The sequence below is a fragment of the Mycobacterium sp. genome (assembly GCF_049280035.1).
Classification (GTDB): domain Bacteria; phylum Actinomycetota; class Actinomycetes; order Mycobacteriales; family Mycobacteriaceae; genus Mycobacterium.
Window position 1 is genome coordinate 1 of sequence record NZ_JBAPPI010000176.1, and the last position, 9,838, is coordinate 9,838.

Sequence of the window (9,838 nt, forward strand, 5' to 3'; positions counted from 1 at the left end):
GGCGCCACAACGATCGGCGGGAAGATTCCGGTCAACCCGTCAGGGGGGCTGGCCTGCTTCGGCGAGGCGATTCCCGCACAGGCGATCGCACAGGTCTGCGAGCTCACCTGGCAGCTGCGCGGCCAGGCCACCGGCCGTCAGGTCGAGGGCGCCAAGGCCGGAATCACCGCGAATCAGGGCTGTTCGGCCACGGCTCGTCGGTCATCGTGGCCCGCTAAACGGCGCTAGCCCGACGATTCTGCGTCTTTAGACGTATCGAGGGTTTCCAGTACGACCTCGGCGACGTGCTTCATCGTCGTCCGCCGGTCCATCGCGGCGCGCTGGATCCACTTGAACGCCTCCGGCTCGGTCATGCCCTGATTGGCCTGTAGCAGACCTTTCGCTCGTTCGACGAGCTTGCGGGTTTCCAGCCGATCGGACAGGTTGGAGACTTCGCGCTCCAGCGCCCTGATCTCGCTGAACCGGCTCAGCGCCACTTCAATCGACGGGATCAGGTCGGAGATGGTGAAAGGTTTGACCAGGTAAGCCATCGCACCGGCGTCTCGTGCCCGTTCAACGAGGTCACGCTGACTGAAAGCGGTTAGCACCACAATCGGTGCGATGCGTTTGCGGGCAATCTCCGACGCTGCATCGATGCCGTCGCGGCGCGGCATCTTGACGTCCATGATCACCAGGTCGGGTCTGAGCTGCTCGGCCAGCTCGACGGCTTCCTGGCCGTCGCCGGCCTCGCCGACGATTTCGTAGCCCTCTTCGCGCAGCATCTCGGCCAAGTCAAGCCGGATGAGCGCCTCATCCTCGGCGATCAGCACCCGGCGCGAGGCTTGGGTATCGGCGTCGGTCGTGGAGCTGGTCATGACGACATTCTCTCGTGGCCCGCCACGGTCCTCGACCGCGGGGTTGTGACGTCCGTGTCACGATCGCCATCCTCTATGGTGGGAGGCCGTAGTCACGAGCCCTCGTATCCCAACTGGCAGAGGAAACGGATTCAAAACCCGTCCAGTGTGAGTTCGAATCTCACCGAGGGCACAAAAATCCCAAGCCAACGCTGAAAGCACGTGAATTGACCGTTCTCGGGGACCTGCTCTCACCGTCGCGCCTCACACACGTGGTAGATGTCGGGGCGAACCCCTTCGACGGCGGCAAACCACTCTACCTACCGATGCTCAGCGCCGGCCTGTGCCACGTGACCGGGCTCGAGCCCCAGCACCAGGCATTTCTCGCGCTCCAACAAGCACGTGGCCCGAACGAGCTGTATCTGCCGTACGCGGTGGGCGACGGAAGCCCACACATTTTGAAGGTCTGTCGTGCAACCGGGATGACGAGCCTGCTCGAGCCAGACCCAACGACTCTAGGGGTATTCCCGAGTCTCGAACCGTTGGGTGAGGTGATTGAGCGCGTACCAGTTGAAACCCGGCGGCTTGACGATATAGGCGAGATTGAGCATCTCGACTTGCTCAAGATTGACGTCCAAGGAAGTGAACTGTCTGTCTTCCAAAACGGGCAGGCGAAGCTCGCCGAGGCTGTGGCGATTCAGACCGAGGTGTCGTTCATAACTCTGTATCAAAACCAACCGTCATTCGGGGAGGTTGATTTAGAGCTACGTCGTCAGGGGTTCATTCCGCACGGCTTTGCGGAGGCCAGCAGAAGACCGATTGGCGACTTTGTCGTCGGCGATGGTGCAATCCCACCGGCGAATCAGCTCCTGGAGGCCGACATCGTCTATGTGCGCGACTTCACCCACCCAGACGTGATGACCGATGAGCAGCTAAAGCATTTGGGGTTGATAGCGCATCACTGCTATCAGTCGTTCGACTTGGCGTATCGGTGTGTGGTGTTGTTGGAGGAAAGGCACGTGGTAGAGACAGGAAGCTCGCAGCAATACCGGAGTCTGTCCCGGATATAGCCGAACCGCCGGGAAACGCCACGTTCCGCAAACTCGAGCTCACCCGTTAGGCTTTTGCTGTGGCGGCTAAGAAGTGCGGTGCCCCACAAGCAGGAGGTTCGCGGCGAACGCCGGACTGCGTAGCAGCAGTGCGGGCGGAACCGCGTGTCCGCAATCAGCTTTATGCCGACCGCATCGCGCGCCGGCGCCGCATCCTGCACCTCAACACATCGATGGCGATGGTCATCAGCGTGGGTTTCGGGGTTATGCAACTTGTGGTCGCACCCCAGCTGTGGTGGACCGGCGTGATCAATATCGTCGTCGCCGCGATTTTCGCAATCATCCCCTACCTGCACCGCTTCGGTGAGCTGGTTGCGCCGCTGACCTTCATCGGCACTGCCTATGCGTCGATCTTCGTCATCTGCTGGATGATCGGTACCGGCTCGGGCTTGCAGCTCTACTTCCTGGTCGCAGCCTGCCTTGCCGTGTTGCAGCTGGGCAGCGAACGCATCTTCTTGGCGGCAAGCCTGGCAGCCGTCGCGGCTGTGTTGGTAATCACCCTGCAGTTTCTCGTCCCCCGCGACACTGGTGTTCAGCCGCAGTGGTTTTTGTCGCTGGGCTTCGTCGTCACCACAATCTCAGCCTGTGTCATGGCGGTCGCGACAGTGTGGTACGCGCTACGCGAACTGCGCCGCGCCCAGGAGGCCCTGGAAGTCGAATACGAACGATCCGAGGCGTTGCTGTCCAACATTTTGCCGGCCAGCATCGCTGAGCGGCTAAAAGATCCGGCGCGCAACATCATTGCCGACAAATACGACGACGCCTCAGTTCTGTTCGCCGACATCGCCAACTTCACCGAGCGGGCCAGCGATATCGCACCGGACAAGCTGATCCGATTCCTGGATCGGCTGTACAGCGACTTCGACGCGCTGGTCGACAAGCACGGGCTGGAGAAGATCAAGGTCAGCGGGGACTCCTACATGGTGGTCAGCGGAGTGCCCAAGCCGCGGCCCGATCACGTCGAGGCGCTGGCAGACCTTGCGCTCGACATGGTCGAAACCGTAAGCGGACTAAAGGATTCGCGCGGCAACCCGCTGCCCCTGCGAATCGGGCTGGCCAACGGCCCCGTCGTCGCTGGCGTGGTGGGTTCTCGCCGGTTCTTCTACGACGTGTGGGGCGATGCGGTCAATGTGGCGTCCCGGATGGAATCCACCGATTCGGTGGGACGGATCCAGGTGCCAGAGGATGTCTACCAGCGGCTGAAAAACGACTTCGTGTTACAGGAACGCGGCGCGGTCGAAGTCAAAGGGAAGGGCGTCATGCGCACCTGGTATCTCGTTGACCGTAAACCGGACACCGGTTCCGGCGGTGTGCGTGCCGAGGCGCCCCAAACGGCCTGGGTCTGACTCCAAACGCAAACCTCCCACTACGACCGTCCTTTGTGGGAAACTTCGGAAATGGAAACCACTGCTGTCCCAAGGTTGTTGCCGCATCTGTGGAAGTCGACATTGGTATCCGGAATTCTGGCGCTGGCCCTGGGCATCCTCGTGCAGCTGTTGCCCGGAGATTCCATCGTCATCGCCGCTATCCTGTTCGGCATCTACCTGCTGATCACCGGTATCGCGCAAGTTGTCTTCGCGTTCAGCCTGCACGTCTCGGCCGGGGGGCGGGTGCTCTTGTTTATCAGCGGCGCGGCCTCGCTGGTGTTAGCGATGCTGTGCTTCCGACATTTCGGCCAAGGCTCTGCGATTCTCCTGCTGGCCATCTGGATTGGCGTCGGCTTCATCTTTCGTGGTGTAGCAACGTCGATCTCGGCTATTAGCGATCCGACCTTGCCCGGTCGTGGCTGGCAGATATTCCTTGGCCTGATCAGCCTGTTGGCCGGCATTGTGATGATCGGATCGCCGTTCGAATCACTCGCGATCCTGACGCTCATCGTCGGCATCTGGCTCGTCGTGATCGGCGTCTTCGAGATCGTGTCGTCGTTCGGCATCCGCAGCGCATCCAAGAGCGTGGACAAAGCCCTGGCGGGCGGACCGCACGGAGATGCCTGACGCCGTCATGGATTCACAACGTCGGCAACGGGATTAGGACGAGACTAGAGAAGTCGCGCTGCTCGACTGGCCGCGTGCGCGCACGCCGCGGCTACGGCGACGCGCAGCTGTTGTCAACGGGCGCTCATCGCGCGGTCGTCTAATCGCTCGAGAAGGGGCGGTGGTGATGGCTACTCATCACGTGCCCAATGACATTTCTTGTCCCGAACTACGTATCGGCGCCGGCGAGTATTCTGGCGAATAGTCGTCGAGGACGCCCGATCGAGAAAGCGAGCCATGACCGAACCTCCGGACAGGCCGTCGAACAGACGCCCAAACCCCGAGGGAAGACCGGAAACGGCGCCGCCATATCCGTACCCATATCCGTACCCATATCCCCAGCAGCCCGGCCCATACGGCGGCGGCTATCTGCCGCCACCGCCCAACTACGGGCCGCCACCGCCGATGCAGCTCAAGAACGGGCTCGGCATCACTTCGCTGGTGCTAGGGGTTGTCGGGTCACTCTGTGTCCTGGTGCCGGTTTTCAACATCGTCAGCATTGTTTTGGGACTCGTCGCGATTGTTATCGGGTTCATCGCGCGCGGACACGTCAAGCGCGGCACCGCCAACAATGGCGGGGTTGCGATCGCGGGCATCGTGCTAGGCGGCCTCGCGATCATCGTCGGGTTGGCCTTCATTGCACTCTGGGCGACGGTCTGGAAGGACGCTGGCGGCGGCGACTACATCAGCTGCATGCAGAAAGCCGGCTCAGACCACGTCCTGCAGCAGCAGTGCGCAGATCAATTTAGGCAAAACATCCAAGACCGGTTGAGCGTCACGCTGACGCCAACACCGGTCCCGTAGACCGCTAAAGGTTGCGGCGACGCGGCATGAACTCCAGCGACAGCAGCACGTAGATCAACGGGACCAGCTGCGTCAGTGACACCAGCGCATACCGCCGCTGGTCCGGCGAGCGGAATTTGCGCAGATATCGATACAGCGACTCAAGCGCGATTAATGGATTTAGCAGATGAATGAGCCAATAAAACAGACCTTGCATCCGCCCGCGCTGCTTTTCATCAAAGATCTCCGGAAAGGCAGCGAATGCCAATGATACCCGCTGCGCGCCAGCATCTTTGGCCGCATTGATCATGTCGACACTGAGCCGTTCGTCGATCCCGTTGGGCGCACCGGGACGACGCCACGGTACGTCGAGGGTGATATCGCTACCGCCGCCGGCGGTCGCGTACCGATGAAAACCCTGCACCCGCCCGGAGTTGTCCCTCGCGATGATCAGCTTGGTCCCTGGGTACCGGCCCTCCAGCACGCCGTCCAAGTTCATGCAAAATCCGCGATCGCTGTGCGCACCGCGAGCTGACGCCCGCAGCACCTCGGTCAGCTCGGCCAACAGCCGACCGTCGAGCCCCTGCTCGTCGACGATCTCGGTGGTGATACCGCAGTTGTGCGTGCGTTTGACGGCCTGACGCAGGTTTCGGAACTCGCGCCCAACCATTTCGAAGGTGGACACGTCGATGACGACATCCCGGCCGATGGGTACCGGGTGCAACGATTGGCCCAGCACTTTCGGGTCGCTCCATAGCTGCAGCCGCTGCTCACTGCAGGCCAACACCACGATTCGCCAGCCGTGGGTATGGCACATTTTCGCGAAGTCGGCGACCAGTTGCGGGAATTGCGCCTCATCACCGACGGGGTCCCCGCTAACCACCGCGTAGCCGAATCGCGTCCGGTATGCGAGCGCCGCCGTACCTTCGGCAGCGAACAGGTAGCACTTGCCCGCCTGCATGGCGAACGGCGCCAGCGGGTCACCGCCGGTGGCTTTGATCAAGGCCCACACCCGAGGCAGGTCGCCGGGGTGCCGACTCGCTGATGTGGGCCACATCAGCGCCAGGCCGGACCCGGCGATCAGCGCGTCACCGAGCAGATCGAAAGCCAGCACGTGCGCACCAATCCCCGCGGACAGGACGAGGACTGCGGCGACCGCGTTCCGGGCGGTGACCGGGCGGCCTAGAAAGATTCCGCGGGCAATCAACGCCACCGCGGCCAATACCGTCACCGACCATTCCAGCCGGCCAGTGGGGCCGCGGGCGATCACTTTCATCAACCAACACGACGCACTGAGCAGGGCCAATGCTCCCACCCAGCGGGCTACCGGCGAGTTAACGTGAACGACCACCCGCTCGCTTGCGCCGAACCCGGGGGCGATGCCGATTGACGACTCGTGCACGCCCACCTCCGATTGCTCGGCAACAAATCAGGCGGCACAGTGGGCTGCTGCGTCAGAGCGCTCGTCGCCGGTACGTCGCTAGCGTTCGATTACCCAACCACCTGCAACGTTACGCCGCGAACCGGTCCCGCTGCGGTCACATTGGGCGCGCCGCAACCGAATCGTTGCCAGCCCTTGTTGGCCGGTCTACGGCCGGGACCCGGGGAAATACTTCACCACGCCTTCTTGCATGACGGTGGCGACGGGCCGGCCGGCGCGGTCGAAGAAATAGCCGCTCCCCAGCCCGCGTGAATCGGTGGCCACCGGCGAGGATGTGGAATACAACACCCAATCGTCGAAGCTGACCTGGCGATGGAACCAGACCGAGTGATTGACGGTCGCAGCGAAGATGCGGTCGGACCCCCACGAGAGCCCGTGAGTGGTGATGATTGAGTCCAGCACGGTGGTGTCCGAGCAATAGAGCATCGTCGCGGTGTGCAGCACGGGGTTGTCGGGCAGCACGCCGTCGGCTCTGACCCAGACTCGGTTGTAGTCGAGCCGGTCGCCTTTATCCCGCATCACCCAGGACGGGTCGTTGGTGTAGCGCCATTCGATGGGTTGCAATGCGTTGACGAACAACGGAACGGTGTCCTCGTACCCGCGCAGCAACTCCTTGATCGACGGCAATGTCTCCGGATCGGCGACTTCGGGCGGTTCGACGTTGTGCTCAAGGCCGCGACCGCCGGCCAGGTAGGAGATCATGACCGTCGCCAACATGGTGCCGTCCTGCGTCACCTCGATGCGGCGGTTCGCGAAGCGACGTTCGTCGCGCAACCGCACCACCTGGAATTCGATGTCTTTGGCCGTGTCACCGCCGTTGATGAAGTGCGCCGAAAGCGCGTTCGGCGGCAAGTCGCGGGTCAGCGTGCGGCTGCCCGCCACAAATGATTGCGCCATCATCAGTCCGCCAAATGTCCGCGGCGGGTTCTTACTGGGATGAGAGCCGATGAAGACGTCATCGCCCATGGGATGCAGGTCGAGCACCGCCATCAGCTCGTCGAAGTCAGACACCGCGTCAGCCTAGTTGCCCGGCTAAACGTCCTCTTCGCCGATTCGATGCACGTGGATCAGGTTGGTTGACCCGACGGTGCCCGGCGGCGCGCCCGCAACGATCACCACCAGGTCGCCGCGTTTGTAGCGGCCGAGCGCCAGCAGCGACTTGTCCACTTGACGGATCATGCCGTCGGTGGTCTGGATGATGGGGACGATGAACGTCTCGGTTCCCCATGTCATGGCAAGTTGGCTACGCACTTCCGGCAGTGGAGTGAACGCCAGCAGCGGCAGCGGCGTATGCAGCCGCGCCAGTCGCCGCACGGTGTCTCCGGACTGAGTGAACGCGACCAGAGCCTTGGCATCGAGCCGCTCACCGATATCGCGGGCGGCGTAGCTGATCACTCCGCGCTTGGTGCGCGGCACGTGGGTCAGTGGCGGGGCGGCGGTGGAATTCTCTTCCACCGCGCACACGATGCGAGCCATCGTCTGGACCGCGGCCAACGGATGCTTTCCGACAGCGGTTTCGCCGGACAGCATCAGCGCGTCGGCGCCGTCGAGCACGGCGTTGGCGACGTCAGAGGCCTCGGCCCGCGTCGGCCGCGAGTTTTCGATCATCGATTCCAGCATCTGGGTCGCCACGATGACGGGTTTAGCGTTCTCCCTGGCCATTTGGATGGCCCGCTTCTGGACTAGCGGAACCTCTTCAAGCGGCAGCTCGACACCCAGATCACCGCGGGCAACCATCACCGCATCGAACGCCAGCACAACTGCTTCGAGGTTGTCGATAGCTTCGGGCTTCTCGAGTTTGGCGATGACGGGTACCCGGCGGCCGATTCGATCCATCACCTCGTGGACCAGCTCGACATCGGATGGCGAGCGCACGAACGACAGCGCCACCATGTCGACGCCCAGGTGCAATGCGAACTCGAGATCTTCGACGTCCTTAGCGGACAACGCGGGGGCCGACACGTTCATCCCGGGCAGCGACATTCCCTTGTTGTTGCTGACCGGTCCGCCCTCAGTAACGGTGCACACGATGTCATCGCCGTCGATGTCCTCGACCACCAAGCCGACGTTGCCGTCGTCGACCAGAACCCGGTCGCCGGGCAGGGCGTCTTGGGCCAAGTGCTTGTAGGTGGTCGAAACCCGGTCGTGGTTGCCCGGGCAGTCGGTGACAGTGATCCGCACGGTTTCGCCGTCGGCCCAGTAGGTCGGCCCGTCAGCGAAACGGCCGAGCCTGATCTTCGGACCCTGCAGGTCGCCAAGCACGCCCACCGCACGCCCGGTGGCGTCAGAGGCGGCCCGCACACGGTCGTAGGCAGCTTTGTGATCGCTGTAATCGCCGTGGCTGAAGTTCATTCGGGCGACATCCATTCCGGCTTCGACCAGCGCTCTGACCGATTCGTCAGTGCTGGTGGCCGGGCCGAGCGTACAGACGATCTTGCCGCGTCTCGCCACGACGAATCAGCATAGTCGCGCTAGCTGATCATCTGCCGACAGTTACTGATCCGGCAGCTGGCTAACTCGTGAGTAACGTCGGAACCAAGGGGAATCCCGGCAGGTTACGCAGTACCGTCCAAGCCAGCATCGCGATAACGACAATCGCCACCGCCGGTATTGGTAACAAAGATTTTCCAGAGCGGCGGCGCAGCAGAAACCATCCGGCCAACATCGGGATCCCGACGAGCAGAAAGACGTTGTCGGTGATCGCCGCGGCCAGGTCACCGTGCAGGATGTCGTGCATCATCCGCAGGCCTCCGCAGGCGGGGCAGTTCCACCCAGTGAGCAGGCGAAACGGGCAAACGGGAAAGATCGAGTCCGGCTTGTGCGGGTCTACCAGGCCGACGTAACCGAGCGCGCCAGCCAGCAGCGCACCCGAACCTAGTGCGGTGTACAGCTCGCGCCGATGCGTGCCGCCGTGCTCAGCCGGATTGGTCACGCCTTTCAGGATGCCAGTCGGCGCGGCGCCGCGGTTATTATCGGCGCGACCTGGGATTCAGCCTTATCAACCGCCACATCCACCAGGTTGAGTTCGAGCCGGTCGGCTCCTCCGCTACCGCGACTTTGTCGTCGGCCGATTCCGCCGCCTCTTCCGCCTTGCTGGCTGCTTCCGCCTCGGATTTTTCGGCGTCAGTTTCGACATCGGCAGCTTCGGCGGCCGGCTCATCCTCGGCCCTCTCCGGCTCAGCTTCGGCGGCCTCGCCGTCCGGCTTTTCAGCCGTCGCGTTTTGCGGCTCCGGCTCGTCACTCGCGGCCTGCTCAGCCGTTTCGGCCACTTCGGCCTCGGGGGCGTCCACCTCTGCAGCGTCGGCCGCGACCGCTTCAGCCCCGGTTGCTTCCGCAGGCGTCTCTGTCGTTGCGGGCTCACCAACCGGCTCGTCAACGGCGGTGGCGACAACAGCAGCGGGCTCCGACGAATCGGCTGCGGCCTCATCCACCGAGTCCGGTACCAGTCGGTCAGCAGCCGAGGCACTCAGCGTCGCCGGATCCTCGCGGCCCTTGGGAGCGAGGATCAGATACACCACCGCGCCGATGAAGACAAAGGTCGATGTGAAGGAGTTGATCCGGATTCCGGCGATATGGGTGGCGGCGTCGTCACGCAACAGCTCGATGCAAAAGCGTCCGATACAGTACCCGGCGACATAA

The 9,838-nt window shown here is 62.9% G+C and carries 9 protein-coding genes, 1 tRNA gene and 2 pseudogenes; 6 read left to right on the forward strand and 6 right to left on the reverse strand.

Going from position 1 to position 9,838, the window contains the following annotated elements:
- Positions 1-218: pseudogene (locus WAN71_RS05745) on the forward strand (thiolase C-terminal domain-containing protein); the annotation flags it as partial.
- Between the two features lie 6 nt (positions 219-224).
- Here the strand turns inward: WAN71_RS05745 and WAN71_RS05750 are convergent.
- Entirely contained in the window at positions 225-854 is a 630-nt protein-coding gene (locus WAN71_RS05750) for an ANTAR domain-containing response regulator (RefSeq protein WP_422224411.1), read from the reverse strand.
- Positions 855-952: 98 nt separating this feature from the next.
- Between WAN71_RS05750 and WAN71_RS05755 the strand changes: the two genes are divergently transcribed.
- The 5 genes from WAN71_RS05755 (at position 953) to WAN71_RS05775 (ending at position 4,779) form a co-directional block, all read left to right on the forward strand.
- Positions 953-1,026, forward strand: a tRNA-Leu gene (locus tag WAN71_RS05755).
- Positions 1,027-1,060: 34 nt separating this feature from the next.
- Positions 1,061-1,903, forward strand: a complete 843-nt coding sequence (locus WAN71_RS05760; RefSeq protein ID WP_422224412.1) for an FkbM family methyltransferase — start codon at positions 1,061-1,063, stop codon at positions 1,901-1,903.
- A gap of 59 nt (positions 1,904-1,962) precedes the next feature.
- The gene (locus tag WAN71_RS05765; protein WP_422224413.1) at positions 1,963-3,288 is read left to right on the forward strand and encodes an adenylate/guanylate cyclase domain-containing protein; all 1,326 of its coding nucleotides are present in this window, start codon (positions 1,963-1,965) and stop codon (positions 3,286-3,288) included.
- A gap of 51 nt (positions 3,289-3,339) precedes the next feature.
- The gene (locus tag WAN71_RS05770; RefSeq protein ID WP_422224414.1) at positions 3,340-3,936 is read left to right on the forward strand and encodes an HdeD family acid-resistance protein; all 597 of its coding nucleotides are present in this window, start codon (positions 3,340-3,342) and stop codon (positions 3,934-3,936) included.
- A 276-nt stretch (positions 3,937-4,212) separates the two neighbouring features.
- Positions 4,213-4,779 carry a DUF4190 domain-containing protein gene (locus WAN71_RS05775; RefSeq protein ID WP_422224415.1) on the forward strand — a complete coding sequence of 189 codons (567 nt, stop codon included), beginning with the start codon at positions 4,213-4,215 and terminating at the stop codon, positions 4,777-4,779.
- A 4-nt stretch (positions 4,780-4,783) separates the two neighbouring features.
- Here the strand turns inward: WAN71_RS05775 and WAN71_RS05780 are convergent, their stop codons facing one another.
- The 5 genes and pseudogenes from WAN71_RS05780 to WAN71_RS05800 all read right to left on the reverse strand — a co-directional run.
- Positions 4,784-6,160, reverse strand: coding sequence for a bifunctional lysylphosphatidylglycerol flippase/synthetase MprF (locus WAN71_RS05780; RefSeq protein WP_422224416.1), 1,377 nt, complete (start codon positions 6,158-6,160; stop codon positions 4,784-4,786).
- Positions 6,161-6,346: 186 nt separating this feature from the next.
- Entirely contained in the window at positions 6,347-7,189 is an 843-nt protein-coding gene (locus WAN71_RS05785) for an acyl-CoA thioesterase II (protein ID WP_422224418.1), read from the reverse strand.
- A 42-nt stretch (positions 7,190-7,231) separates the two neighbouring features.
- Positions 7,232-8,650 carry a pyruvate kinase gene (gene pyk, locus WAN71_RS05790; protein WP_422224417.1) on the reverse strand — a complete coding sequence of 473 codons (1,419 nt, stop codon included), beginning with the start codon at positions 8,648-8,650 and terminating at the stop codon, positions 7,232-7,234.
- A gap of 61 nt (positions 8,651-8,711) precedes the next feature.
- Entirely contained in the window at positions 8,712-9,089 is a 378-nt protein-coding gene (locus WAN71_RS05795; RefSeq protein WP_422224419.1) for a DUF2752 domain-containing protein, read from the reverse strand.
- A gap of 79 nt (positions 9,090-9,168) precedes the next feature.
- Positions 9,169-9,838, reverse strand: a pseudogene (locus WAN71_RS05800) (hypothetical protein); the annotation flags it as partial.